Annotated in this window: 19 protein-coding genes and 1 tRNA gene; 15 read left to right on the top strand and 5 right to left on the bottom strand. The window is 55.5% G+C overall.

Annotated features, from left to right (window positions below; all coding sequences use genetic code 11):
• Positions 1-92: 92 nt before the first annotated feature.
• The 8 genes from VV869_RS14170 (at position 93) to copI (ending at position 13,146) form a co-directional block, all read left to right on the top strand.
• Entirely contained in the window at positions 93-2,012 is a 1,920-nt protein-coding gene (locus VV869_RS14170) for a sensor histidine kinase (protein WP_337735567.1), read from the top strand.
• 1 nt (position 2,013) lies between these two features.
• Positions 2,014-2,673 (top strand): response regulator transcription factor, encoded by a 660-nt coding sequence (locus VV869_RS14175; protein ID WP_337735568.1) that lies wholly within the window; start codon positions 2,014-2,016, stop codon positions 2,671-2,673.
• 387 nt (positions 2,674-3,060) lie between these two features.
• Positions 3,061-5,493 (top strand): metallophosphoesterase family protein, encoded by a 2,433-nt coding sequence (locus tag VV869_RS14180; protein ID WP_337735569.1) that lies wholly within the window; start codon positions 3,061-3,063, stop codon positions 5,491-5,493.
• Positions 5,494-5,772: 279 nt separating this feature from the next.
• Positions 5,773-6,150 carry a hypothetical protein gene (locus tag VV869_RS14185; protein WP_337735570.1) on the top strand — a complete coding sequence of 126 codons (378 nt, stop codon included), beginning with the start codon at positions 5,773-5,775 and terminating at the stop codon, positions 6,148-6,150.
• A 105-nt stretch (positions 6,151-6,255) separates the two neighbouring features.
• Positions 6,256-7,644, top strand: coding sequence for a TolC family protein (locus VV869_RS14190; RefSeq protein WP_337735571.1), 1,389 nt, complete (start codon positions 6,256-6,258; stop codon positions 7,642-7,644).
• Entirely contained in the window at positions 7,641-9,359 is a 1,719-nt protein-coding gene (locus VV869_RS14195; RefSeq protein ID WP_337735572.1) for an efflux RND transporter periplasmic adaptor subunit, read from the top strand. The genes VV869_RS14190 and VV869_RS14195 overlap by 4 nt, the downstream gene beginning before the upstream one ends.
• Positions 9,356-12,487, top strand: coding sequence for an efflux RND transporter permease subunit (locus VV869_RS14200; RefSeq protein WP_337735573.1), 3,132 nt, complete (start codon positions 9,356-9,358; stop codon positions 12,485-12,487). Before VV869_RS14195 ends, VV869_RS14200 begins: the two co-directional genes overlap by 4 nt.
• Before the next feature lie 74 nt (positions 12,488-12,561).
• The gene (gene copI / locus VV869_RS14205) at positions 12,562-13,146 is read left to right on the top strand and encodes a copper-resistant cuproprotein CopI (RefSeq protein ID WP_337735689.1); all 585 of its coding nucleotides are present in this window, start codon (positions 12,562-12,564) and stop codon (positions 13,144-13,146) included.
• Positions 13,147-13,267: 121 nt separating this feature from the next.
• Here the strand turns inward: copI and VV869_RS14210 are convergent, their stop codons facing one another.
• The 3 genes from VV869_RS14210 to VV869_RS14220 form a co-directional block, all read right to left on the bottom strand.
• Positions 13,268-13,951 (bottom strand): MOSC domain-containing protein, encoded by a 684-nt coding sequence (locus VV869_RS14210; RefSeq protein ID WP_337735574.1) that lies wholly within the window; start codon positions 13,949-13,951, stop codon positions 13,268-13,270.
• 395 nt (positions 13,952-14,346) lie between these two features.
• On the bottom strand, positions 14,347-16,086 hold the full coding sequence (locus VV869_RS14215) for an ABC transporter ATP-binding protein (RefSeq protein ID WP_337735576.1): 1,740 nt from the start codon (positions 16,084-16,086) through the stop codon (positions 14,347-14,349).
• On the bottom strand, positions 16,079-17,842 hold the full coding sequence (locus tag VV869_RS14220) for an ABC transporter ATP-binding protein (RefSeq protein ID WP_337735577.1): 1,764 nt from the start codon (positions 17,840-17,842) through the stop codon (positions 16,079-16,081). Before VV869_RS14220 ends, VV869_RS14215 begins: the two co-directional genes overlap by 8 nt.
• A gap of 925 nt (positions 17,843-18,767) precedes the next feature.
• On the opposite strand from VV869_RS14220, the gene VV869_RS14225 reads away from it, so the two are divergent.
• Both VV869_RS14225 and VV869_RS14230 read left to right on the top strand, forming a co-directional pair.
• Entirely contained in the window at positions 18,768-19,151 is a 384-nt protein-coding gene (locus tag VV869_RS14225; protein WP_337735578.1) for a DUF2784 domain-containing protein, read from the top strand.
• A 47-nt stretch (positions 19,152-19,198) separates the two neighbouring features.
• Entirely contained in the window at positions 19,199-19,924 is a 726-nt protein-coding gene (locus tag VV869_RS14230; protein WP_337735579.1) for an alpha/beta hydrolase, read from the top strand.
• Between the two features lie 21 nt (positions 19,925-19,945).
• Here the strand turns inward: VV869_RS14230 and VV869_RS14235 are convergent, their stop codons facing one another.
• Entirely contained in the window at positions 19,946-20,140 is a 195-nt protein-coding gene (locus VV869_RS14235; protein WP_337735580.1) for a hypothetical protein, read from the bottom strand.
• A gap of 96 nt (positions 20,141-20,236) precedes the next feature.
• Between VV869_RS14235 and VV869_RS14240 the strand changes: the two genes are divergently transcribed.
• Positions 20,237-21,184 carry a LysR substrate-binding domain-containing protein gene (locus VV869_RS14240; protein WP_337735581.1) on the top strand — a complete coding sequence of 316 codons (948 nt, stop codon included), beginning with the start codon at positions 20,237-20,239 and terminating at the stop codon, positions 21,182-21,184.
• Here VV869_RS14240 and VV869_RS14245 read toward each other — a convergent pair.
• Positions 21,151-22,530 carry an aminotransferase-like domain-containing protein gene (locus VV869_RS14245; RefSeq protein WP_337735582.1) on the bottom strand — a complete coding sequence of 460 codons (1,380 nt, stop codon included), beginning with the start codon at positions 22,528-22,530 and terminating at the stop codon, positions 21,151-21,153. The genes VV869_RS14240 and VV869_RS14245 overlap by 34 nt on opposite strands.
• A 158-nt stretch (positions 22,531-22,688) precedes the next feature.
• On the opposite strand from VV869_RS14245, the gene VV869_RS14250 reads away from it, so the two are divergent.
• The 4 genes from VV869_RS14250 to VV869_RS14265 all read left to right on the top strand — a co-directional run bounded on the left by VV869_RS14250 (position 22,689) and on the right by VV869_RS14265 (position 25,229).
• Positions 22,689-23,294 (top strand): LysE family translocator, encoded by a 606-nt coding sequence (locus VV869_RS14250; protein ID WP_337735583.1) that lies wholly within the window; start codon positions 22,689-22,691, stop codon positions 23,292-23,294.
• Between the two features lie 135 nt (positions 23,295-23,429).
• A tRNA-Ser gene (locus VV869_RS14255) sits at positions 23,430-23,520 on the top strand.
• Positions 23,521-23,880: 360 nt separating this feature from the next.
• On the top strand, positions 23,881-24,318 hold the full coding sequence (locus tag VV869_RS14260) for a DUF2214 family protein (protein WP_337735584.1): 438 nt from the start codon (positions 23,881-23,883) through the stop codon (positions 24,316-24,318).
• Positions 24,319-24,383: 65 nt separating this feature from the next.
• A complete protein-coding gene (locus tag VV869_RS14265; RefSeq protein WP_337735585.1) occupies positions 24,384-25,229 on the top strand; it encodes an MBL fold metallo-hydrolase in 846 nt (281 codons plus the stop codon).
• Positions 25,230-25,327: the final 98 nt, after the last annotated feature.

Genomic DNA, 25,327 nt, shown 5'->3' on the forward strand with positions numbered 1-25,327 from the left:
TCTGGGACAAATGCCGTTGCCGGGGGAGAGCTGATATGCTGAGGCGGCATTTTAGGGGGGCGGGGAATCGTGGTCAGAACCAGGGAAATGAAATGAGACGGAACTACGCTGCAAAAATCAATCAGTGGCCACCTTTGTGGGCGTGGATGGCAGTGGGGCTGAGCCTGTTGATAGTGTCGGCCGCCTGCCGCAGCGCGGCGTCCGATGATTTGCCGGGCGATTTACCGGGCGTGAGCGCAACTGCAATCATTCAAGTGGATCAGCGCGCACCGCTGACGGTGGTGGAGGTCGGGGTACTGGCGACTCGCGGCGCACAGGCGGCCCGACAGCGCTGGCAGCCGACCATGGCTTGGCTGTCAGCGCAGATCCCGCACACCCGGTTTGTGATCCATCCATTTGATTTAGAGGCAATGGAGCAGGCGGTCAAACTGGGCATGATTGATTTTGTGATCACCAATCCCGGTCAGGCGGTTCAGCTCGGGCGTCAGTATGCGCTGTCCTGGCTGGCGACCATGACCAGCCGTTCGCCGGTCAGCCCGACCCATGGCATTGGCTCGGCGCTGGTGGTGCGCCGGGATTCCCCGTATACCCGGCTGGCACAGTTGAGCGGGATGCCGATTGCCGCCGTGGCGGAAAGGGCATTCGGCGGCTATTTAACCCTGCGCTATGAAGTCGCCGGACAGGGGCTCAATCCCAATCATTATTTTTCAGACGTCTCCTTTGTCGGGTTTCCGCTGGATGCCGGTGTGTATCAGTTGCGGGATGGGGCCGTGGACGCAGCCATCGTGCCGGTGTGCCTGCTGGAGAACATGCATCAGGAAGGGCTGATCGATGCCGGTCAGTACCGGGTGCTGAATGCGATGTCGCCGCCCGGGTATGGTTGTCAGGTGTCAACACCGCTCTATCCGAACTGGTCGTTTGCTCGCACAGAGCGGGCCGGGACGACGATGGCGAAAGCGATCGCCCGTGCGCTGCTGGCGATGCCGGGCGATCATCCGGCGGCGCTGGCAGCTGGTGCCGCAGGCTGGACTTCGCCGATCCCCCAGCTGGTGGTCGACAAATTGTATCAGGCGCTCGATTTGCATCCGTTGCAAAAACCCTGGTGGCAGGCGGCGATGATTTGGGTCAAGCAGAATCAGCACTGGGCCTGGAGTGCGTTCTTTTTGGTGGTGATTTTAAATATATACCACTTCTGGCTGGAATATCGGTTCAGTCGCAGCCAGAAAGCCCTCGAAGCGACGTCCCACCGGCTGAAAGAGAAAAGTGCGCAACTGGCGCACGCCCAGCGGGTGGCGATTGTCGGTGAGCTCGGCAGCAGTCTGGCCCATGAAATCAACCAGCCGCTGGCGGCCATACGCAATTACAGCGAAGGGGGGCAAATCCGGCTGAGCCAGTTGGACCGGACGCAGGGGGGGGCGCCACAGGACTTGCTTCCGGTGTTTGAAAAGATCCATACCCAGGTCGAGCGGGCAGATGCGATCGTGCAGCGGTTGCGGAACCTGATCAACAAGCGGGCGGTGAAAACCGAGCGGTGTGATATCGAGCAGTTGCTGAGTGAGACGCTCGAGCTGCTCGATCATGATTTGCAACTAAAGCAGTTGCGGCTGCACCGTCTCAGTCATGGGTTGCCGATCTCGGTTGTGGTTGATCCGGTGGGCGTCCAGCAGGTGCTGGTAAATGTGATCACCAATGCCGCCGATGCCTGTCTGGCCCGGCAGCACCAGGGCGCGGCACCGGACTGGCAGGGCACTATCACCATTGCCACTTTGTATCAGCCGGATGCCCTGCACATTACCGTAGCAGATAACGGCGTGGGCTTAACCGCGCATGATGCGCCGCTGACCCAGGCGTTTGTCAGCACCAAAGCCGATGGGTTGGGGCTGGGTTTGGCGATCTGCCGGGATGTGGCCGAAGCCCATGGCGGTCAGTTCAGTCTGGCCGCCGCTGAGCCGCGCGGGTGCTGCGCGACCCTTGTATTGCCGGTCATAAAATCTCAAGCAGAAGGAGTGTGAGATGGAGCGTGTTTATTCCGGTCAAGAGCCTTTTCATAACCAGCCACAGCTGCAACGCCAGCAGCGGAAGGCGCTGCCGGTTCATGTGGTGGATGACGATGCATCGGTTCGCGATTCGCTGGCATTTATGCTGGAAGGATATGGTTTTACGGTCCGCACCTATGCCGACGGACCGCTGTTTCTGGCGCAGGCTGATCTTGAGCAACCGGGCTGCGTGATCCTCGACAGCCGGATGCCGGTCATGCGTGGTCAGCAGGTCCACCAGTATTTGTCCGAACATCACAGCCCGCTGGCGGTGATCTACCTGACCGGCCATGGCGATGTGCCGATGGCGGTTGATGCCCTGCAGGCCGGGGCGGTTCACTTTTTTCAGAAACCGGTCAAAGCGCAAGCCTTGGCTGACGCGATTGAGCAGGGCTTTCAGGCTTCCGTCACCACGATGGCTCAGCTGCAATCGCGGGCAGCGTTTCAGTCGCTGACCCAACGGGAGAAGGAGATCCTGAGGTTGATCATTGCCGGAAAACGCAATCAGCAGGTGGCCGATACCCTGTGTATTGCAGTGCGGACCGTTGAAGTGCACCGGGCCAGCCTGATGAAAAAATTCGCCGCCAAAACCGTTGCCGAGTTGGCCTACTTTTACGGCCGGGTTGTTGAAGCATGACTCAAGCTCGGCATCGGTGACGAGCCCTCGACGCACTTTCGATGGTTTTGGCATCACCCTGATTGAATTGTTGTCTTTATGGTCTAGTCCATTTTGTTGATGTGTCATCGGGTGCAAATCAATCGAGTGAATATCGATTTAATTCATTGATAAATAAAATTTTAATTTTATCCGATTGGGCATGCCGCTTATCCCCTTTTGGGCCCAAGACGTGAGTTTTTCTGCCAAAGCGACTGTTTATATTCATTTTTTTGTTATTGAACTGTAATCCATTTCATCCGTGTTTGTCATAAATGCGCCCTAGTATGGCCTGCGTTCCGGTGTGGACTAGTCCATGAAAAGAGGCAGGACGCTCCACGGCCATGACTCACACGAAAAGGGAAAACCATGTTCATCACAACAAAATATGTCTTACCGACAGCGGTACTGATCAGCTCAACGCTGCTGCTGGGGTGTCAGGACTCCGAAACCAGTACGGCAGAGAATAAAGAAAGCGGTTCGGGCGGTGATATCAGCCAGCCGGCAATCAAAATCGTGCCGCCACCGAGCGCCGAAGCGGCCATCAACTTCTCGATTTCCCCTTATTTGCAGCAACCAAGCGCTTCAGGCATGGCCGTGTTGTTTGAAACGGATGCCGAACAGCCGGAAGTCTGGGCCAGGCCAGCAGGCAGCCAGGGCGAATTCACCATTGTTCAATCGGTCGCTGTGGATCACACCCATCTCTATAGCACGACCCTGGCCGGGCTCGTTCCGGGAACGCTTTATGAGTACTACATCGTCGCCCGCCAGGCCGGTGGGGAAGGGGAAAGTGATGTTTCGGTGATGTCGGCGCGTTTTGCCTTCAAAACCTATCCGGATGGCGAGCAGAGTAAGGCGCCGTTTAACCTGGTCGCCATCAGTGACACCCAGAACAACAGCACCCTGGGCGCGCTGAGCGATTTGGTCAGCAAAGGGATCATTCCTGAGGTGTGCGACGGCGCTGCCGAGCAGTGTGCCGATGCCATTGCCGCGATCACCATTTCCGGTGATATCGTCAACAGCGGCGACAGTCTGCTGCAATGGCGACGGGATTTCTTCGATCAGCTCAAAGCGATCACCCCGTATGTGCCGCTGGTGGCGGTACCGGGGAACCACGACTACTACGGCAATGCCGAGTTGTCCAATTACCGTCATTTCTTCCAGCAGCCGGAAAACGGTTCAACCGGCTATGAAGAGCGCTGGTACTCGCTTGATTACGGCAACTTACGCCTGATTGGCCTGGACAGCTACCCGGTCTCGAAGAATCACGGTCAGTTCCAGGCGGAAATTCTGGGGATCCAGCGCCAGTGGCTGCGTGAACTGCTGGTCAATACCGAAGCGGACGCCAATATCGACTATGCCCTCAGCATGTTCCACCACCCGTGTTTGTCCGAGCTGTGGTTATCCGGCGAGAGTATCGGCAGCTGTGAAATGGTCGCGGAGATGGAAGATTTCACCACCCGCAGCGGCAAGATTTCCGGTCACTTGTTCGGCCATACCCATGCGTACTCCCGGGGGCAGTCGAAAGATATCCATCACTTGTGGCTGAATGCGGCGACGGCGGCCGGGTATCGTGAAAAAATCAATGACGATAACTACTACCACAACAACACCCGTGATTACGATACCTTCGCCATCAGCCAGAGTGAGTTTGGGTTTAACCTGTTGCAGTTTAACCAGCAGGATGCCTTAGCGATGTCTTTGACGCGCTACAGTGCCAAGGTGAAATCCAAAGCCGACGGACTGGCCAGCCTGGAAGATACTTTCACCATTTCAGATACTTTGACGATGCGTCCCGGCCAGGTCGATGCGCCGCAAGTCTTGTCCGGCAGCGGCCAGGTTGATTACAACGCCCTGAATCTGGCGATCAGCTACCCACAGCCGGAGGCTATTTACGAAGTGCAGTGGCAACTCAGCCAGGATCCGAATTTTGCCCAGGGTGTATTTGATATCTGGGGGAATAAAACTCGCCAGCACAATATCTGGCCGATGCAGGATGGCACGATTCAGGGCACCCCGACCGACACCCAGCAGGGCGTTGATTTAACTCAGATTAATTTGGCGTCATTTTCCGGTCAGGTCAAAATGGGCGGCGATGAGAGTTACAAATGGCAAAAACGGACTTCGGAGCACTCCCACGATTCATTCCGCGACCCCTTCGCCGGTAGCTCTGCGCCAACGCTGACCGTGTTGCCGGGCGATACCTGGCACTGGCGGGCCCGGGTGCGGGACAAGCAACTGAACTGGTCGGACTGGAGTGATACCGCGACCCTGAACGTCGCTGCGGGCACAACCCAGACGCTGCCGCTGCAAAATGCCGGCGCCGAAGCCAACGATTTGAGTGGCTGGACCCTGGAGCAGGGATATTGGCGGATTTTGGAAGATGTCGACAATATTCAGGCCAAGGAAGGAACCTATTACTTCTCGGCGCGGCCAAATGACAGTGTAGCCAATAATGACCCATTTGACGTGATAAGCCAGACGCTAAACGTGTCCGGCTACAGCACGGCAATCAAGCAGGGCGCCGCCTTCGTTAAACTGAGTTTCAACAGCAACGGTTGGGGCGATGGTGACCACGCGGTGGTGAGTTTGCAGCCGCTGGACACGAATGGCACCTCCTTGGGTGAGCCGGTCACGGTGAAAACCGAGAGTAAAAAGCAGCAATGGCTGAGCAATGAAGCAAGCCTATTACTCCCGGCCGGAACCGGTTCAGTGAAACTCACTGTGCAGGCGGTGAAGAAGTCCGGCAGCATGGCGGATGTGCATCTGGATCATTTCGTCCTGACGGTGACCACGCCTTAACGGCTGAAGCCAATCTGAGTACCCATCCAGTCCTTCCACCAGGGCTGGGTGGGTGATTCAGCACTGCCGCATTTAGATTGCTCGATCTTGTCTTATTTGCTGACGTTTGATACTTTTTTGACCGAAGAGACGTTGACCTTCCCCCTGGGGGAAGCTTTAATCTATTGATAGTTTTCTGATTGACGGTCGGGTATGCGTTTGACTTCCATGCGTACAATTTGGGTTACAGCTTTGACGGTGCTGGCGCTTTTAGTGTCCGGTATCGCGTCAAGTTTACCCATGATGACCTTTCAGATGCTGACCCAAGCCAACCCGGCACCGTGCCACAGCGCTTCAATGTTGCCGGATACCCCCGTCGTTTCGTCGATGGTTTCAGCTGCTTCACATCATGCCCATCATGCGCCGCCAACAATCGCCGCTGTAGAACCACAGCTACCGGCGTCGCAGGTATTGGACAACGATCACCCGGCGTGTCTGAGCGACATGAGCATGATGCACGATGATTGTTGTACAGCTTCCTGCCTGAATGCGTTTGCCATGCTGCCGTTGCATGATGAAACCACCACCTTTGCAGCTCGGCTGGCCCTGATCGACCGGGAACCGCTGGCTGCCGCCGTGGGGATTCCCCGCGCGCTGTACCGACCTCCCATCGCTTAAATCCATCAATTACCCCGTGATCTCGCGTCGGCGCTGACCGCCGTCGCGGTGGACTGTTTGTGGCCCGAGGACTGCCTCGTGCCATGTTGATGATGGATCTCCAAAGTGAATATAAAACCAACAATACTCGCGGTTGCGGTGAGTGTCGGTGGTGTCGTTGCGTCGTGGCCGGTTGCCGCGGCGAACACCCCAGTTGCACCCGCAGCGGTGCAGCCCAGCACCTTAAACCAGCTGATTGCCCTGGCATTGAGCCATGATGCCGGACGGAAACAATTTGATGCCCAAACCAACGCGCTGCGTCAGACGGCGGTTGCCAGCGCGACCGAAATGGACCCGAAACTGAAACTTGGCTTTGGCGGCCTGCCCGTGGACAGCTTTCGGTTTGACGAAGACCCGATGACCAACATTTCGGTTGGCCTGATGCAGCAGTTTGAGCGTGGCGAGACGTTATCGCTCAAGCGAAAACAGACCCACCAGAAGGCGGATGGTGTTCAGTGGCAAACGGCCCTGCGGGAGCGGGAGGTCGTGAACCAAGTTACCCAACTGTGGCTGGAGCTGGGCTATCAGCAGACTGCCGCGCACATCCTACATGAAAACAAACGTCTGATGCAGGAAATGGAACGCTTTATTCAGACCAATTACTCGCTCGGCAAGAGCGAAGCGCAGGATTTGTTGCAGGCGCAGCTCCAGGTCAGCCGACTGGATGAGAAATTACAGGCCAATACCCAGATGCAGCGCCGGATCCAGTCGCAACTATCGGAGTGGCTGGGGGCGGCATGGCTGGCCCAGGAAGGGGCGGTGAAGGCCAGCAACCAGTTGGCCTGGCCGTTATTGGCGCAAAAACTGCAGCAAGTCTCGGGGGCTGAGCATTATGCGCTGCTGAGTTCCCATCCGAGTGTGCAGATGGCGGACACGGCCATTGCCGTCAACCGGACGCAAGTGGCGATCGCAGAAGAAGCCTATGCGCCGCAGTTCGGGGTCGAGGTGATGTATGCCTATCGGCAGGCCAACAATATGCGGGGCGAACCGGCTTCGGATTTGCTCAGTGCCTATTTAACCCTGGATATTCCGCTGTTTACCGACAACCGCCAGGATCGCACACGCGCTGCAGCGCAGCATCAGGTCGGGGCGGCGCAATCGAATAAAGATCTTCTGTTGGCGCAGATGAATGCCAAGGTCAATGCCCTGCTGACCGATAAAAGCAACCTGGAGCAGCGTCTTGCACGCTATCACAATACGCTCTTGGTACAGGCAAAAGCGCGAACCCGGGCGGTTGAGCGTGGTTATCAGAACAACACGGCTCAGTTTAACGATGTGATCATGGCCGCCAGTGATGAACTGGCACTGGCGCTGGAGCAGGCACGTTTAACGACGGACCTGAACCTTGTCAGTAGCAATCTGGCATTTTTCCTCGGTGGTGACCGAGTCACTGCCACACAGACCTCATCCACCCTATCTGACCGTCAGTCCATGATCGCAGGAGAAACACCATGAACACGTTAACCACGACCGCACTGGCGTTGCTGATCGGCGCTGCGTTGGGGGTTGCCGGCACACAACTGCTGCGTGAAAACCCATCCGCCACGCCGACCGAATCATCGGGAACCTCTGCAAATACGGCAAGTCATGAGCCGCTGTACTGGGTCGCGCCGATGGATCCGAACTATAAGCGTGATAAACCCGGGAAATCGCCGATGGGGATGGATTTGATCCCGGTCTATGCCGATGATGTGGCGGGGAGCAGCACCAAACCGGGCACGGTAAAGATTGATCCGGCGGTGGAAAATAATCTCGGGGTGAAAACGGCCGCGGTTGAGCTGGGAAAGCTGTCGCCCCGAATCTCGACCGTCGGGTATATCGCTTTTGATGAGAGTCGTCTATGGCAGACCAATGTCCGGGTCAGCGGTTGGGTCGAGAAACTGATGATCAACGCGGTTGGCGAGCAGGTCCGCAAAGGCGATGTGTTGTTTACTCTCTATTCGCCGGACCTGGTCAAGGCGCAGGAAGAGTTGCTTAATGCTTCCCGGACCGGCCGCACGGCGCTGGTCAAAGGGGCGCGGGAACGGCTGGTCTCCCTCGGTGTTGACCGGGCCCAGATCCAGCAAGTGCTCACGCGAGGTACAGCGGCGCAGACCATTCAGATCAAGGCGCCGGCTGATGGCGTGATTGCCAGCCTGAATATTCGCGAAGGGGCATATCTGTCTCCGGCGCAGGCGGTGATCAGTGCCGGTCCGCTGCATGAGGTTTGGGTAGATGCCGAAGTCTTTGAGCGACAGGCCCATTGGATCAATGCCGGCAGTCGCGCATCCATGACCCTGGACGCTTTGCCGGGACGCGCTTGGGAAGGGGCCGTGGACTATGTTTATCCCATTTTGGATCCGAAAACCCGCACCCTGCGGATGCGGCTCAAATTTTCCAACCCGAAGGGCGAGCTCAAGCCCAATATGTTTGCCAATATCACCTTGCAACCGGTGACGGCAGAGTCGGTGCTGACCATCCCGAAATCGGCGGTGATCCGTTCCGGTGGTATGACTCGGGTGGTGCTGGCTGAAGGCGAGGGCAAATATCGCTCAGCAAGAATTGAAGTCGGCCGGGAGGCGGATGACAAAATTGAGGTGCTGCAAGGACTGACCGAAGCAGATCGGGTGGTCACTTCCGCGCACTTCATGCTGGATTCGGAGTCGAGCCAGAGCGCGGACTTGTCTCGCATCAATGGCGTGGAAGCGGCTGCGGAAACAGTCTGGGCCAAAGGTGAAATTACCGCGGTCATGGCGGATCACCGGATGCTGACAATCCGTCATCAGCCGGTGACGGCATGGGACTGGCCGGGGATGACAATGGATTTTACCGCCAGCCCTGAGCTGGATCTCTCCACTGCGCAGCCCGGACAGCCGATCGAGTTTGAGATCCGCAAGACGGAGGACGGTCAATACGAAGTGGTTGACTTCAAAGCCGATAAACATGCACCGCCTGCCGAAGCCTGGATCCGTGGTGAAATCACCATGCTGATGGCTGATTTCGGGATGGTGACGGTGAAGCACGAGCCGGTTGATGTCTGGCAATGGGATGCCGGTGAGATGAATTTTTCAGTCGGGGAAGAGATTGACCTGAGCGGCCTGGCAGAAGGGGATTCCGTACGTTTTCTGGTGCGCCAGCAGGGCGGTGAATATGCGCTGCAATCGCTTGAGAAAGCAGGAGTGCAGCCATGATTGGAGCCATTATTCGCTGGTCGATTGCCAACCGTTTTCTGGTGTTGATCGCCACCTTGTTTCTGACGTTTGGTGGGCTGTACAGCGTGAAAAACACCCCGGTTGACGCCCTGCCGGACCTGTCTGATGTGCAGGTGATCATCAAAACCAGCTATCCGGGCCAGGCGCCGCAGGTGGTTGAGGATCAGGTCACTTATCCGCTGACGACCGCGATGCTGGCGGTGCCGGGTGCCGAAACCGTGCGCGGTTATTCGTTCTTCGGCGACTCCTATGTCTACATCATTTTTAACGATGAGACTGATATGTACTGGGCCCGATCGCGGGTGCTGGAATATCTGAGCCAGGTTGCGCCCAAGTTACCGCCTAATGCCAAGCCGACGCTGGGTCCGGATGCCACCGGCGTGGGTTGGATTTACAGTTATATCCTGCAGGATAAAACCGGCCAGCATGATCTCGCCGAGCTGAGGAGCTTGCAGGACTGGTTCCTCAAATATGAGTTGCAGACGGTGGATGGGGTGTCGGAAGTCGCCACGGTCGGCGGGATGGTGAAGCAGTACCAGGTGCAGATCGACCCGGCCAAGCTGCGCGCGTATAACCTGACATTGCAGCAGATCAACAAGGCGATTGAGGACGGCAACCGGGAAACCGGCGCATCGGTCATCGAAGTTGCTGAAGCCGAGCATATGGTGCGCACCACCGGTTATCTGTCGGGGATTGATGACATCGCCGCCTTGCCGCTGAAGGTGACGGAACAAGGCACGCCATTGCTGCTGGGCGATATTGCAGAGATCAACCTGGGGCCGCAGATGCGTCGCGGGATCTCTGAGTTTAACGGCGAGGGGGAAGCGGTCGGCGGCGTGATTGTAATGCGGTTCGGTGAAAATGCCAGTGAAGTGATTGACAACGTCAAAACCAAGCTGACGACGCTGCAACAGAGCCTGCCGGACGGCGTGGAAATCGTGGCGACCTATGATCGCTCAACCCTGATCAACGCCGCGGTTGAGAACCTGTGGCACAAGCTGGCGGAAGAGTTCATCGTGGTGGCGATTGTCTGTGCCCTGTTCCTGTTCCACCTGCGCTCCTCGCTGGTGATCGCCCTGAGTTTGCCGGTAGGGATTCTGGCGGCCTTTATGGTGATGCACTGGCAGGGGATCAACGCCAATATTATGTCCCTCGGCGGGATTGCGATTGCTATCGGGGCCATGGTCGACGGGGCGATCGTGATGATCGAGAACGTGCACAAGCATATTGAACGCACACCGCTGACCGATGAGAACCGCTGGCAGGTGATTGGCCGGGCCGCCGAAGAGGTTGGTGCGCCGTTGTTCTTCTCGCTGCTGATCATCACCCTCAGCTTTGTGCCGGTGTTTGCCCTGCAAGGGCAGGAAGGCAAGATGTTCTCGCCGCTGGCCTTCACCAAAACCTACGCGATGGCAGCTTCGGCCGGTCTCGCAATCACCCTGGTGCCGGTGCTGATGGGTTACTTTATTCGTGGCAAGGTGCTGTCCGAGCATAAAAACCCGATTAACCGGGGGATGGTGGCCCTGTACCGCCCGCTGCTCAATCTCAGCCTGGCTTACCCGAAATCGATGATCGTACTGGCGCTGGCCCTGATGGGATCGGCCTATTATCCGATCAGCAAAGTCGGCAGCGAGTTCATCCCGCCGTTGGATGAAGGCGATCTGATGTACATGCCGACCACCTATCCGGGGATCTCGATCGGCAAGGCGCGTGAGCTGTTGCAACAAACCAACAAGCTGATCAAAACGGTGCCGGAAGTGGCGACGGTGTGGGGCAAAATCGGCCGCGCGGAAACGGCAACGGATCCGGCGCCGCTGACCATGATCGAAACCGTGATCCAACTGAAACCCCGCGATCAGTGGCGCGAAGGGATGACGACGGCGTCGCTGCGCCAGACCTTAGATGAACTGGTGCAGTTCCCGGGGCTGACCAATGCCTGGGTGATGCCGATCAAAACCCGGATTGACATGCTGGCCACCGGGATCAAAACCCCGATTGGGATCAAAATCGCCGGACCGGATCTGGCGGTGATTGAGAAAATCGGTGCCGACCTGGAGCCGATCCTCAACCAAATTCCGGGTACTGCCTCGGTGTATGCCGAGCGAGTGGCCGGTGGGCGTTACGTGACCATTGATATTCTCCGCCGTCAGGCAGCTCGTTACGGGTTGTCGGTTAAAGAGGTTCAACAGGTCATTTCGACCGCGGTCGGCGGACTGAATGTCGGAGAAACCATCGAGGGGCTGGAGCGCTATCCGATTAACGTGCGTTATCCGCAGGATTATCGGGATTCGGTGGTGAAGCTGCAAAACCTGCCGCTGGTGACACCGAACGGTGCCCGGATTGCGCTGGCCGATGTTGCCGATATTCGTTACGAGGACGGGCCGCCGATGATTAAAACCGAGAATGCGCGGCCCAATGGCTGGGTGTTTGTCGACATTGAAGGGCGTGACCTCGGCTCCTACGTGCTTGAAGCCCGTCAGGCCGTGACGGAGCAACTGAACCTCCCGTCGGGATATTCGCTGGCCTGGTCCGGTCAGTATGAGTACATGGAGCGTGCCAAGGCACGGCTGAGTGTCGTCACTCCAATCACCTTAGTGATTATCATGCTGCTGCTTTATTTCAGCTTCCGTCGGGTCGGCGAGGTGCTGATCATCATGGCAACCTTGCCGCTGGCCATGGTCGGTGGCCTGTGGCTGATGCACGGGCTGGGCTACAACTTCTCCATTGCCGTCGGGGTCGGCTTCATTGCCCTGGCCGGGGTGGCGGTGGAGATCGGCGTTATCATGCTGGTGTATCTCAACCAGGCCTGGACTGCGCACAAGGCCGATCGGGAGCAGCATGGCCAGCCGCTAGAGAAGCAAGATTTAATTCATGCCATCCGCGAGGGGGCCGGGTTGCGGGTCCGGCCGGTCATGATGACGGTCAGCACCGTGATTATCGGCCTGATCCCCATCATGTACGGCGCCGGCACTGGTTCAGAGGTGATGCAGCGCATTGCAGCGCCGATGATCGGCGGCATGGCTTCGGCGCTGCTGCTGACTCTGCTGGTGTTGCCGGCGGTGTTTAAGCTCTGGAAAATCCGGGAAATTTCAACCCCTGATATCTAAGCAACTCAATTACAAAAGATGAAAACAAGGCCCCTGAGCAACAGGGGCCAATCTTGAATCACGGAGATATGATGATGAAAAAGACACTGATTGCAATGACACTGGCCCTGATGACAACAACGGTGCTGGCGGACGCCAGCCACGGCCATACGGCACAGGGCGGGATGAAGATGGACCACAGCAAGATGGGGCAGGGCGCGATGGATCAGGCTTCTATGAATCATGCAGATATGGATCACAGCAAGATGGATCATGGCAATATGATGGACATGGAAGGGATGTCTGATGTCGGGATGCCGGCGAAGGGGGCCAAGCCGGACAAAGTGGTGCATGTGATCCTGTCGGATGATATGAAAATAACCTTCAAGAAAAATGTGACGATTGCGCCCGATGATGTGGTGCAGTTTGTCGTGATGAATACCGGCAAGATTGATCACGAATTTTCGATCGGCTCTGCGACCGAGCAGTTGGCGCACCGGAAAATGATGCGGGAAATGACCGGCGGCCATATGCACGACAGCGGCAGTACCGTGACGGTTCAGCCGGGGAAAGCCAAACAGCTGCTATGGCATTTCCATGGTGAGAAGCAGGTTGAATTCGCCTGTAATATTCCGGGCCATGCCGAAGCCGGCATGGTGAAAAAACTCGCGTTGGAATGAGTTACTGCTGTGGTGTCAAAGCCTCCCCGCCTTGGGGAGGCTTTATTTTGAAGTGTTCGTGGGGGCGGGAGCAGGTGCTGGATTTTAGACCCAGATTCTGCCCCGGATAGTGGTGCCAGACTCAGGCATGCCCCAGCAGGCGGAAGTTCCAGTTTTCCAGTTCGTTGGTCTCCAGGCGCTTGTCGAGGGTGCGGGTCCAGCTTTGCGACAGTTTCGACTGGGCTTTGAGGCGCATCAAGGCGTCGCGGTTGAGTGGATCTCCGAAATAGATATCGCATACCTCGCGCAGCGTCATGGCATCGGGTTCGCGTGCAATCAGTTTGAGTGGATCATCGACACTGACGTAGCCCGGCTGGATCACCCGGTATAACCAGCCGCAGCGACTGATGTCCTGCATATCGACTGAGAACTTCTCGATATCCCAGCGTTGATTGAGTTTAAAGCATGGCGAGCGGGGCTGGCTTACTTCAATGATGGCCTCTCCCCACTGATAGCGATCGCCTAGACACACCGTTTCTTCGGTCATGCCTTCGGAGCTGAGGTTTTCGCCCATTCCCGGTGCTTGCCAGTTTTTCTCGATACCGTACTTCTCACGCCAGTAGGCATAGTGCTCCGCCGGGTATTGGTGCAACGCTCGCTCGGTCCCGCCGTGAAAGCGTTTCTCAGCACATTCATCTCCCTCCAGACCGGTTTCTGACAGGTAAATACGCTCGGTGGTCGGCACCTTGTCGATTGCAGTTTCCATGCCGTAGCGATGGGCGACTTTGCCGCGAAAAACTGCGTTCAAAACGGTCACTTGTTCCATAAATGCCTTACCTCCGGATGATGAGCGATGCCTGTAATCAGATTGAGCATGATATGCGCTTGGTTGAGTTCGGCTATCTTAAAGCTTGCATTGGGAAGGTCAAATGTTTCATCGGACAGATGATCGGCCCAGACGGCCAATAATGGACCGGGGGACTGGTCAAAGGTCGAGAGAAGGCGGGCGCTTGACTCTGGTTTGTAGCTTTGTAAACGCCATTCGCTGACGTTCCGGGATCAGGCGGTACGCGCTTATATGCCGCTCGCGAACGGGGGCTAGCCCCCGGTTCTGTGTCTGTCCCCTGGCCCGAAACGATTAGCTACGAATTTTTCAGGCGACCAGTTGCGTGCCAAGGTGACAGTTGCGGGCCAAGGTGACAGATGCGCGGATGACGCCGTCTATTCACGGCAGGGTTCTCTGACCGGAGCGGGCTCAGTGAGCTGATGATGCCAGAACTGCCGGTAATCCGGCCGTTGGGCTAACAACTGCTGATGCGTTGCGGCACCTTCTTGCTGGCCGTGGACCAGATAAATCACCTGATCGGCATGAGTGACCATGCTTTCCCGATGCGAGATAGAGATCAGGGTTTTGTCCTGTTTCAGCTCGGCCAGCAGATTCAGCAGGGCAGCTTCGTTACGCACATCCAGTGCCGCGCTGATTTCATCAAGCAGGATCACCCGGGCATCGCTGAGGATGGCGCGCGCCAGGGCAATCCGCTGTTTCTCACCCCCGGAGATTGCACCACCGGCTTCCCCGATTTGGGTGTCGTAGCCTTGCGGTAACTGACAAATGAAATCATGGCATTGCGCCATGTGGCACGCCCGGTAAATCTCGTCTTTCGTCAGTTCCGGACGAACCAGGCTGAGGTTGTTGAAAACGGTGTCATCCAGCAGGTGGATATCCTGGCTGACCAGGGCGACCTGGCGATAGAGGGCGGCATCGGAAAATGCATGGATGCTGTGGCCATCGTACTGGATCTGATCGCGCTCAACCTGCCAGAACCGGGCGAGCAGGTGCAGCAGGGTACTTTTGCCGGAGCCGGACGGACCGACAATCGCGGTTAAGGTGCCGGGTCTGGCTTCAAAGTTAATTTGTTCCAGCACGGGTTGCGCCCGGCCGGGATAACGGAAGCTGAGGTGACGGACGGACACTGTGCCCTGGATCGCGATATCTTGCTCGTCGGTTTGGATCGGGTCGCTGTCGAGCAGGGCGGTGATCCGTTTAGCGGCTTGCTGCATGAATCGAGATTCGGCCATTGTCAGGGCAACTTGCGTCAGTGAGCGATAAATGCGCACGGAAGCGATCAGAAAGACCAGAAAGACGCTCAGTTCGACGTGTTGGGAGAAGTATAAGTCGAGTCCGACCAGCAGGAAGACCAGAAATCCGGCTTCAGAGAACAGAATAAACAGGACCGGTACCAGACCCACCCGGATTTCATGACGTAGGCTGGTTTGGCGGGTTTTCTCGATTGTCGCCTGGAGTTTGGGAAACAGGGCGGCCCCGTTGCCGCTTTGCTTGATGTCACGGATCCCTAAAATCCAGTCCATGATACTGCGGTTGTTGGTGGCAATCTGCTGGAGCAGGTTTTGAGACACCCGGTTCGCCTGATGCCGCATGGTGACCTGAAGCAGAACAGCAATCGGGACACCGGCCAGCAAGCTGACCGCCAGACGCCAGTCATAGATCAGCAGGCATACCGCGACGGTGACGAGCAGGCTGATTGAAGCGATCACCTGCGCGAAATGGTGAGAGAAAATCGATTCGGTAAACTCGACATCCTTATTCATACTCTGGCTCAGTCGGCCGCTGTCGTGCTGCTCGAAAAATCCCAGCGGGACTTTAAAGAAATGCCCGGCGAGGGATTCCCGCAACGCTGCACAGGTGGTGTAGGTTATGGTGCCGGTGTGCACAATACTCATCCGGGTGATGAATGCCCGGAACAGTAAGATGGTCGCAATGGCTAAGGTGGTCATCAGGATGGTACTTGCATCCGGGTTGCCGTTCACCAGTTGCTGAACCAGATGGATAAACAGCCCGTAGGGCAACCCGAGGCAGATCCCTTCCAGCATGGCCAGAGAGACACTTTTGGTCAGATCTCGGGTCGCAAAAACCGGGAGATCACGCAAGAGACTAAGCATAAGTCGGCTCCTTCGATACGGTTGCCTGAGTTTGGTGATGGATAGCAACCAGCTGCTGGTATTCGGGACAGCGTTGTAGCAGCACGTCATGGCGATCGAATCCTACGACTTTGCCCTGATCCATCACCACAATGCGATCCGCTTTCTGGGCCATCGCAATCCGGTGGGTGACAAACAGAAACGTTTTGTCTTCCAATGCGGAAAACAGACGTGAAAGCATGTTGACCTCAATCAGCGGGTCAAAAAAGCTGGTGGCTTCATCGAAGAGATACACTTCGGGCGATTTCAGGAGCTGTCGCGCAATAGCCAGACGCTGCTTCTCTCCGCCACTGAGTTTGACCTGATGGCCGCCAATGGCGGTATCCAGTTCCTGCGGCAGCCGCTGCACGAAATCCCGGGCCTCGGCTTGTGAGAGTGCCTGCCAGATTTGCGCGTCGTCGACCGGTTGTCCCATCGCCAGATTCTCCCGCAGCGTTGTGTCGAAGATGTGGTTGGTTTGCATCACAATGCCAACCTGACGGTAAAAATCCTGCTCGCGATAGGCGGTGACGGGCTTGCCATCAAAGGCAATGGTACCTTGCTGTGGTTTGAGGTATCCGCTCAGGAGTTTCATCAGGGTACTTTTTCCTGAGCCGGAGCCACCGACAATGGCAATTTTTTCACCGGCACGGATAGCCAGCGACACGGCCTCAACAGCAGGTGTCGCGCGTCCGGGGAAACAGTACGAGAGCTGTTCTGTGTGGATGGTGTGCAACGGTGTCGGGAATGGTGCTTGTCCGTGTTCGCTGGTTTCGGCTTGCTCCACAGCGTTGATCCGGCTGACGCCCTGCATGATCTGGTTGAGGTTGCCGGTAAACATCATCAGGTTGTAAAACGGCTCGGTCAGGGTCAGACCGAGCATCATAAACAGCACAAATCCGCCCAGGCTCAGTTCATGGTTCAGCGTCATCCAGGCGGCAACCGGCAACAGAAGCACCAGACTGAAATCCAGCGCGACTTTCAGAATGGCAAACGGCCAACTGGCTTCGCGCATCCAGTCACCGACAATCACACTGTAGCGCTGCACACTGGTTCTTAAAGGGTTCATTCCCCCACCGGCATGGGTGAACATCCGCAGTGCCGTTACGCTGCGGATCAGTTGTGTACTTTGCCGGTTCATTTCGGCCAGCGCCTCGTAATAGCGATTCGCTTTTTCTCCAAAGCCCCGGTACATCACACTTTGCATACCCAGCGCCAGCGGGATTGGCACCAGCGCCACCAAAGCCAGTCGCCAGTCAAACCAGAACAAGACCACGGCGGCCAGAACCGGCGTCAGTAAGGCAGCCGCGAGATCGTTGAGATGATGCGCCACGAACAGTTCGATGCGATCGACATCTTCATCAATCACCTGACGTAGATCGGCGCTGCGGTTCTGATCAAAAAACGCCAGAGGCAGATGCATCAGACGTGCGGTGAGCTGGGTTTTGATAGCCGCCACCAGACGAAATGCCGCGTGGTGGGAAAATAGGGCGGCAGTAAACATCAACAGGTATTTGGCCAGCGCCGCACCGACGGCGATCAGGGTATAAGTCATCACCTCGGCTTCGGTGAGCTGTGCCGTGTGCAGGCCGTCGATAATCAGGTAGATCACCACGGGTGGAACCAGGTTGAGCAGCACCTGGAGCAAAGTACAGAGAGTGGCTGCGGCGAGCAGGGTTTGTTGGCTGCCGCTGACACGGAGTAACCACTTTAAGCTACTGAAAGCATTCGCTTGCATTGTCATGTTCCTGAAATCAGAAAAACGTTCGCCATACGTTAATGCCGTTGGAATTTGGTTTCTGCCCGAATCGGGAGTGTTTTCACCGTTAAAGGGAATATTTTCGGGGGTCTTTTGAATGAGGCGATGCGGTTACCCGAAGCTCCGGGTCAGGTTCGCGGAAAGGGGGGACGGACGGATGTCACTGAATGTCATCAAAAAACACAAAATAGATCTTGATCACATTTCAGAGCTGAATTATATTTGTTTTGAAAGTTAATTACGGAATTTACTTTCACTTTTGATGCGGCGGTGTCGTGTTGAGCAGGTGGTTTTCGTCGCCTCAACCGTCAAAGCGCACTTCTCAACGATTGTGAAACTCAGGAGCCGACTATGAAACAACTACGCCACTTTTTCTCGCTGTTTTCTAACCAGATGGATTACGACCGAAATCAGTTTGCGATTCGTGCCAATCGTTCACTACAAGGTTGATTTTCATCATCTTTAATTGTTTTATCGGACAAGTTTTCTTCTGCTGATTGCTGCTCAGCATGGCAACCTGACTCATTCAATACCCGGGACGTGGTAGGGTATGAATGAGTAGGGATATCCCCACAAACGCCTAAATTTGCCAGTTGCTGCTTCTGGCCCTCTGTTGAAGTTTATCTGCATCTCATCCTACTCTCTTTTTACACTCCTCTTTACCAGCCTCCTTTGTCTGCCCCTTGGCTCGTTTCCATCCGCTTTGTGCCTGAACCCGCAGAACAATATTATCCCCAGCAACTGTTGATAATCGCTGGAATGCCCGAATTCTGGGTCGGTATAAAGTTGAAGACCTTCAGCGCCGGTGGATAACTCTGGGTCGATTTGCACTACAGTGATCAGAGAGCTTGATGTAATTTGTCTGAGACGATTGGGAAAGACTGGACTGATGGTCTACCGGGTAATGGCCGATATTGTTGTTATTTTACACCTTCTGTTTATTGTGTTCGTCGTCTTTGGGGGTGTCCTGCTGTGGTGGCGCCGTGCCATTGCCTGGTTGCATGTGCCGGCGGTGATTTGGGTGTTGGTGCTTAGCCTGATGGGCTGGATTTGCCCGCTGACGCCGCTGGAAAACCGGCTGCGAATGATGGCGGGGCAATCGGGTTACCCCGGTGGCTTTATCGACCATTACCTGCTGCCGATCATTTATCCGCCGGGGCTGAGTCATGCGACGCAGCTTTGGGTCGGACTCGCGGTGTTTACACTCAATCTGCTTCTCTATCTCCTGCTTTATCTCTGGGTCTATAAAGGCGAGGCCACCCGCAGGTTCAGGGGGCGCGGGAATTGATGAAAAGGGTATTTGTCTGGGGAGTCGTGGGTTATACGGTATTGGTTATGACGTGTTGTTCCTTGCAGCGACAGTTTCTGTATTTTCCGCAACCGGCCAGCGCGCAGTTTGGTGAGGAAAACATTCGTTTTCAGCTGGATGATCGGGTTCTTCAGGGCTGGGTGATCAACCCCGGACAGTCACGGGCGCTGATTTATTACGGCGGCAATGCGGAAAGCATTGAGATGAATATTCCTTTCTTTCGGGCTGTGGTGCCGGACTACAGTGTGTATCTGATCCCGTACCGGGGTTATGGCAATAACCCGGGTCAGCCGACGGAGTTGGGGTTGTATCAGGATGCAATGGGCGTGTTTCAGGCGGTGAGTGAAAATCATCCCTTTATCGCCCTGATGGGACGTAGTTTGGGCTCCGGCGTGGCCACATATGTGGCGGCGGAACAGCCTGATCGGGTTGATCGGTTGCTGCTCGTCACCCCGTTCGACAGTATCGAGCAGGTTGCGAAAACCATTTACTGGATGCTGCCGATCTCCCTGCTGATTAAAGACAGGTTCGCTTCGATTGAGCGGGTTCATGCCATCCGGGCCAAGACATTTATCTTTATTGCCGAGCAGGACCGCGTGATCCCACGTGAAAGCGCTGAACACTTGGTCGCGGCTTTTGGCTCGCAACTGAAGAACGTTGTGGTGGTGCAAGGGGCCGATCATAACAATATCGCTCAGTTTCCGGTGTATGTTGAAGGGGTTCGGAGAGCGCTGTCCGTCATCCCTCCGTAAACCTTACTCAATAATTATGTGTTATAAATACTCCAGGTAATGCCGAGAGGCCGGTATTGATGGTGCAATGCCGATGTCGCGTTTTAAATGCTCGGAAATGGCACCATTGACAGGCTGACTCGTCAGGTGATGCATCCGTTTTTTCCAGGAAAAATACCAGGTTGGCAGTGAAATGCTGAATTCCAGATCCCAATTTATCGCGACTTTTATCATCATACGTTCCTTTCTCTGCGTGACTTTCTGGACAAAGTATGGGCATGATGGCGCGCAAACACGAACGATGAATGATTACAGTTAATATAAGTACAGGTTATGGATAATCGATTACGTTGGCTGGCCGGGCTGCGCTATTTTGAATCGGCAGCAAGGCTGAGCAGCTACAGTAAAGCGGCGCAGGAACTTCACGTCAGCCAGGCGGCAGTAAGTCAGAAAATCCGGCTGTTGGAAGACGGCTTACACTGTAAATTGTTTTTCCGCCAGGGGCGGGACATGATGCTCACCCGCAAAGGGCAGACGTTGTATCAACAGGTCACATCCGGCTTTGAACATATTCTTTCTGGCTTAAATGCCATTCAGTCTGAGCCGGTGGAAGGGATGCTGGCGGTGAACACGACCCCGTCGTTTGCCTCGCGCTGGCTGATGCCGAAGCTGTGGAAGTTCACCATGCTTCACCCCAATATTCCGATCCGGGTCTATGCCACCACGGAAGATCCGGAGATCAAATACGGCAGCATTGATGTTGCGATCCGCCAGGGGTACGACAGGCAACTGGGGGAAGGCATTGAGCAGACCATTTTGTACGAAGAGCCGGTTTATCCGATTTGCTCGCCGGAGCTGGCACAGTCACTGAAACTGGAACATCCGGCGCAATTACTGAAGTGCTGGTTGATCCACGGGGTGGAAACGAAAAGTTTCACCTGGGAGCGATGGTTTAACATTGCCGGTGTCACGATGCCCGACGCGCAGGTGCAGTGGATGGAAGTCAGCACCTTTGATATGGGGCTGAGTGCGGTGATGGCCGGCCATGGTGCGTGTCTGGGCACCGAAAGCCTGGCCGGTGATTTTATCGAGCGCGGTCTGCTGGTGAAACCATTTGATATCGGCATGACCCCCGGGGTCCGGTATACCGTCTATCATGATCCTCATTCATCCCGCCGAGCCCGGATCCAGGCGTTTACCGACTGGCTACATCAGGAAGTGGCGCAAGGTGGTGCGATGTCCGGGAATCAAGGATCCTCGGCATGCGCCGAAGCGGATTGAATCTGCGTCCGGATCACTTCCAGGCCGGATTTGAGTTGCGTGCGGCTGGTCGGGCCGGTCAGTGAGACCCGGATCGCCGCCGGGGCCGGATAGTGATCGACTGCGAACATTTCGGCTTCGCGAACATGCACGCCATCTTGCTTGAGCTGGTGGCTCAACTGGCGTCCGGTGAGTGGTGCCGGTAACGGGATCCAGACATTGAACCCCGGCACGGCCCCATGGCCTGCGCCGGGAAAAATTTGCTGCAAAATGCGGTGACGCGCTTTCAGCTCAGCGGCAATTTCCTGATCAACGGCATCCATCGCGCCGTTGGTCAGCCACCGGCAGACCAAGTCAATCATGAGCGGGCTGATATGCATGCAACTCGCGCGCAGAGCTCGCTGCATCGGCAGGGATAGCGAGCGCGGCATAATGATATATCCGACCCGTAAGCCGCCGGAAAAATACTTCGAGAAACTGCCGACAAACAGGGTGATATCGGGCGCAATCGCAACCAGCGGTGTTCGCCGGTGCTCCGGCGGGCAATAGAGTACGTCATCTTCAATGATCAGTACCTGGTGTCGCCGGCAGATTTCGATCACCCGAAGCCGTCGGCTGTCGCTGAGGCAGGCTCCGGTCGGATTTTGGATGGCCGGTGTTAAATACAATAAACGGGGCTTGTGCCGCTGGCATTGTAGCTCCAGATCCTCCGGAATGATCCCCTGCGCATCGAGCCGGATCGGCACCAGCTTTCGCTCAGACTGCTGACAGCTATGAAGAAACTCCGGGTAACACAACCCTTCGACCAGAATCGTCTCTTTCGGGCGCGTGAGTGCCTGAACCAGCACCGACAGTCCGTGCTGACCGCCATAGGTCCAGAGCAAACGGCGGCTGTCCATCTCGTATTTGAAGCGCTGTCCCAGCCAGTGTTGCAGCGTCTGGTTGTGGCCTTGTAAGCCTTCCGCACTGCAATAATCCAACACCGCGCGCTGGGCAATCGGTTCGAGGGAGAGATCCTGGAGTGTCCGGGAGAGATGCTGCTGCTGGTTGATCAGCAGGGGGCGACAAATCGCCAGATCGATGCCGCTTTTGGTGGTTACCGGGTGATAAAACGCCCGCGACTCATGGTGGCGATCTTTGACATAAGTGCCGCTGCCGACTTTGGGAGCGACCAGGCCCCGGTGCTCCAGCTCCTGATAGGCCCGGGTCACGGTGCCGACCGTCACACCCAGCCGATAGGACAGAATGCGTTGCGGTGGGAGCTTGGCGTGCGCTTCGAGCTCGCTGCTTTCGATGGCTTCGGCAAAAGCGTCGGCCAGAGCCATGTACTTGGGTCCGCTGCGGCTACTGATGTCGGGAATGAACATTGTCCTGCTCTCGAGGGGTACAATTGAAACTGAGGACAGGATAAATAGGGTGCCGGACGAAAGAAACAGAAGAATTGTCATGGTGACGCATTATTGTTAGGTCCGGCGCGATTGTTCCTTTTACGCTGTTTGCCATTCAATAAATAGAAAAAGGGAAAATGATGGCAACGCTATGGGAGATTATGCCGGCGATGAGTGTTCTCGCCTTTGTGCTGGCGATTACCCCCGGCCCGAATAATTTCTTGCTTGCCAGTTCCGGCGCCCAGTTCGGGATGAAGCGATCGCTTCGGCACCTGTTGGGCATCCGCCTGGGGATCATGGTGTTGATTGTGCTGTGTGCCAGCGGTGTGGGGGCGACGATGACGCAGCATCCCGGAATTTATCAGGCGCTCCGTTATCTCGGGCTCGGGTACATGCTGTGGATGGCCGGGAAACTGGCACTATCAAGCGCATCCGGCATGGCGGCAAAACAAACCGGTCCGTTGTCGGTGCGACAGGCGACTTTGTTTCAGTTGGGCAATGTCAAAGCCTGGATGGCCTGCCTGGCGCTGGTCAGCAGTTACAATTTACCCGAGCAATACTGGTCCTCAGTGCTGATGATCCTGTTGGTGTTTACCGCGTTTGGTTTTATGGCGAACAGCTTATGGGCTTATATGGGCTACGGCATGCGCTGTCTGCTGGATTCTCCGAAAAAGCAGCAAGGATTTAACGTAGCTCTGGCGCTGCTGACCGTTGGCACACTGCTTCCGGCTTTTTTGAATTAGGGGGATTTGGACGGAATCTTGTTTAAAAGATATCGGATTTTGCGTGAATCTGGCTGACATCTCATCGGTTGAATTTTTGTGTTGAATTAAGACTTTACAGCGCCGCTGTCAGGTCTTATCATACGCCGCACTTACGGAGAGATGGCTGAGTGGTTGAAAGCACCGGTCTTGAAAACCGGCATACGTTTATAGCGTATCTAGGGTTCAAATCCCTATCTCTCCGCCACATTGAAAAAGCCAGCTTAATTGCTGGCTTTTTTGCATCGACTGCTTGGCAAAGAAAGAGATAGGGTGCGAACCCTAGACAGGGTTCAGCCGAGCGCAGCGAGACAACGTTGCTAGCCGAAGGCGTTTTCAGGCAACGGCCCGAAGGGCGAAGTAAATCCCCCCTTTAACCCGAAGCGCTCCGACACATTTGAAACCCCAGCTTCCGAGCTGGGGTTTTGTGTTTCTGGGTGTTTGAATGGAGTTTCGGGATTTGAATATCCCCAGCTTGAACGAATAAACCGCCGTATCATGACTTTGTCGCATGTCTGTGCGAGAGTGTGTTCTATTCTAAACGCAAGCAAAGCAGGGAGCGGATTGCATGGAAGAGCTATGGGTAAGATATCTCCATTTTCTGGGAATTATTTTTTTGGCTTCGATGCTTGCCATTGAAAATGCATTGCTTACCGAAAAACTCAAAGCCGAGACGGCAAGGAAATTAGTACTTACTGACGCAATGTATGGTTTAAGTGCCATCGTTACTTTGGGCGCGGGGTTGATATTGTGGTTTTCGGTCGGCAAGCCCAGCCAGTTTTATACCGGTAATGTCATTTTTCATGTAAAGATCGGTTTGTTCTTCTTGATTGCACTGATGTCTTTAATACCGACAATATTCTTTTTGAAACACAGAAGAAATGAAAGTCCAGAGATTCAAGTTCCAAGGTATATCATGCGTATCAAACGGCTTGAGGCGACGCTGTTACTCCTGCTCCCTTTCTTAGCGATACTCATGGCGCGTGGCTACGGAATGACATCATAGCGGTATGGGTTCGCTTTGAGCTTATTGCACAACTTTGAATACTACCTTGAAATTATGAGGCGACAATGGAACTGACCACTTTAGTTGATAACTCCCGATTGGCGGACCGACCTGATCTTGCCGTTGAACGAGGGTTGTCCCTGCATGTGAAAACCCAAGGGCGACAGATCTTATTTGATGCCGGAAGTAGCCAGATATTTTGTGACAATGCTACGCGATTGAACATCGATCTACAGACAGTTGATGCCGCGGTCATTTCGCATCGCCACCATGACCACTGTAATGGCATCACGCATTTTCTCGATTGTAATGCCGAGGCGCCGGTGTATTTCCGGGCCTGTGATGAGGCAGCGTATTCCTTCCGGGCTTTCGGCTTTAAGAGTAATGTCGGTATTGCCAAGGATCTGTTGGAAAAGGCCGGAGAACGGGTGAAATTCGTCAGTCAGATGACGGAGATCCTGCCGGGCGTTTTTGTGGTTACTGAGCTTAGTCATCAATACGAGCAGCCGAAAGGAAATCAGTATCTGTTTACGGATGCGGGACAGGGCCGCAAGCCGGATACCTTTGAGCATGAACTGATGATGGTCGTCAAAGAAGAAGACGGCCTGGTTGTATTCACAGGCTGTGCGCATCATGGGGTGCTGAATATGGTGGAGACTGCACTTTCTCTGTTCCCCGATACCCGAATTAAAGCCGTCGTAGGCGGGTTTCACTTGGTCGGGCTTCCGCTGCTCAATGGTATCGGTGGGACACCGCAGGATATTGAGGCCATTGGTCGCACGTTATTGGGTTATCCGATCGATAAGCTCTATACGGGCCACTGTACCGGTATGAAGGCGTTCGGAATATTGAAAGAGGTGCTTGGTGAGCGCCTGGAACATCTGCCGACCGGACGTCACGTCGTCATCTGATTTTTCCCGCGCAGCTCGCTTGATTCGAGCTGCGTTGGCCCTGTCGCTTTCTTCATTTCCTACCTGCTGAAAATAACGAATCTCGCTCCCCCGTGACG

The sequence above is a fragment of the Photobacterium sp. MCCC 1A19761 genome, from assembly GCF_037389125.1.
Taxonomy (GTDB): domain Bacteria; phylum Pseudomonadota; class Gammaproteobacteria; order Enterobacterales; family Vibrionaceae; genus Photobacterium.

What these genes read in the sequence shown, in the direction of transcription:
- VV869_RS14250 (WP_337735583.1), top strand. Translation starts at nt 22,689, where the DNA reads ATGATGGCAACGCTATGGGAGATTATGCCGGCGATGAGTGTTCTCGCC.
- VV869_RS14235 (WP_337735580.1), bottom strand. Translation starts at nt 20,140, where the DNA reads ATGATGATAAAAGTCGCGATAAATTGGGATCTGGAATTCAGCATTTCA.
- VV869_RS14215 (WP_337735576.1), bottom strand. Translation starts at nt 16,086, where the DNA reads ATGCTTAGTCTCTTGCGTGATCTCCCGGTTTTTGCGACCCGAGATCTG.
- VV869_RS14180 (WP_337735569.1), top strand. Translation starts at nt 3,061, where the DNA reads ATGTTCATCACAACAAAATATGTCTTACCGACAGCGGTACTGATCAGC.
- VV869_RS14245 (WP_337735582.1), bottom strand. Translation starts at nt 22,530, where the DNA reads ATGTTCATTCCCGACATCAGTAGCCGCAGCGGACCCAAGTACATGGCT.
- VV869_RS14170 (WP_337735567.1), top strand. Translation starts at nt 93, where the DNA reads ATGAGACGGAACTACGCTGCAAAAATCAATCAGTGGCCACCTTTGTGG.
- VV869_RS14200 (WP_337735573.1), top strand. Translation starts at nt 9,356, where the DNA reads ATGATTGGAGCCATTATTCGCTGGTCGATTGCCAACCGTTTTCTGGTG.
- VV869_RS14265 (WP_337735585.1), top strand. Translation starts at nt 24,384, where the DNA reads ATGGAACTGACCACTTTAGTTGATAACTCCCGATTGGCGGACCGACCT.
- VV869_RS14240 (WP_337735581.1), top strand. Translation starts at nt 20,237, where the DNA reads ATGGATAATCGATTACGTTGGCTGGCCGGGCTGCGCTATTTTGAATCG.
- VV869_RS14210 (WP_337735574.1), bottom strand. Translation starts at nt 13,951, where the DNA reads ATGGAACAAGTGACCGTTTTGAACGCAGTTTTTCGCGGCAAAGTCGCC.
- VV869_RS14185 (WP_337735570.1), top strand. Translation starts at nt 5,773, where the DNA reads ATGATGACCTTTCAGATGCTGACCCAAGCCAACCCGGCACCGTGCCAC.
- VV869_RS14260 (WP_337735584.1), top strand. Translation starts at nt 23,881, where the DNA reads ATGGAAGAGCTATGGGTAAGATATCTCCATTTTCTGGGAATTATTTTT.
- VV869_RS14175 (WP_337735568.1), top strand. Translation starts at nt 2,014, where the DNA reads ATGGAGCGTGTTTATTCCGGTCAAGAGCCTTTTCATAACCAGCCACAG.
- VV869_RS14225 (WP_337735578.1), top strand. Translation starts at nt 18,768, where the DNA reads ATGGCCGATATTGTTGTTATTTTACACCTTCTGTTTATTGTGTTCGTC.
- VV869_RS14195 (WP_337735572.1), top strand. Translation starts at nt 7,641, where the DNA reads ATGAACACGTTAACCACGACCGCACTGGCGTTGCTGATCGGCGCTGCG.
- VV869_RS14230 (WP_337735579.1), top strand. Translation starts at nt 19,199, where the DNA reads ATGACGTGTTGTTCCTTGCAGCGACAGTTTCTGTATTTTCCGCAACCG.
- VV869_RS14220 (WP_337735577.1), bottom strand. Translation starts at nt 17,842, where the DNA reads ATGCAAGCGAATGCTTTCAGTAGCTTAAAGTGGTTACTCCGTGTCAGC.
- copI (WP_337735689.1), top strand. Translation starts at nt 12,562, where the DNA reads ATGAAAAAGACACTGATTGCAATGACACTGGCCCTGATGACAACAACG.